The sequence below is a fragment of the Oleiphilus sp. HI0066 genome, assembly GCF_001635725.1.
The window spans coordinates 1-788 of sequence record NZ_LWFH01001554.1 but is presented as its reverse complement, the minus strand read 5'-3'; the positions used below and the strand labels follow the sequence as shown (position 1 = coordinate 788).

Below are 788 nucleotides of genomic sequence, written 5' to 3'. Positions count from 1 at the left end.
CGTTACTCTTGTTGGCTTCTACGGCCTATTCTTTTTAACTGCAAAGCTAAGCAACAGCGCTTGGGGCTTGGTAAGCACCTTTGCATTAACAGGTTTCATGGGTTACACGCTTGGCCCGATCATTGGAATGTTCGCTGGTGCCGGCGCAATGCCAATTGTTGCTAACGCACTTGGCTTAACAGCCTTCACATTCTTTGGCCTTTCTGCGTATGCACTGATTACGCGTAAAGATTTCAGCTTCTTAGCTGGCTTTTTAACAATCGGCTTCTTTGTATTGTTAGGCGCAATGCTAATTGGCTTTTTTACGAGTATGCCGGGCTTGCAGCTTATGATCTCAGCTGGCTTTGTTATTTTCTCTTCTGCTGCGATCCTCTTCCAGACAAGTGCGATTATCCACGGCGGTGAAAGAAACTACATATTGGCGACAATCAGCTTGTACGTTTCAATCTACAACTTGTTCCTGAGCTTGCTTCAATTGCTGACAGCTTTTGCTGGCGATGAATAGGTTCGAATAGATCATCAGCAAAAAGCCTCGCTTTCGCGGGGCTTTTTCATTTTTATCCTCAACAAACTACGACCACATCGCTACAATAGCTTCTATGAAACTAGCCATACTTATTACAGGCTCACCCTATAGCAGCCAAGCACCTTATTCCGCTCTTCAGTATTGCAAGGCAGCAATAGCTGCAGGCCATGAAATCTATCGCGTTTTTCTATATCAAGACGGCATACAACTATCGAATCGATTAGCTACACCACCTCAAGATGAAATCAACATTTTCAATGAG

Annotated in this window: 2 protein-coding genes; both read left to right on the top strand. The window is 44.3% G+C overall.

Going from position 1 to position 788, the window contains the following annotated elements; genetic code table 11:
- Positions 1 to 505: Bax inhibitor-1 family protein (locus A3738_RS24055; RefSeq protein ID WP_068763914.1), on the top strand; the 505-nt coding region annotated here is incomplete at its 5' end.
- A gap of 94 nt (positions 506 to 599) precedes the next feature.
- On the top strand, positions 600 to 788 hold a 189-nt coding region (locus A3738_RS24050), incomplete at its 3' end, for a DsrE/DsrF/TusD sulfur relay family protein (protein WP_197474006.1).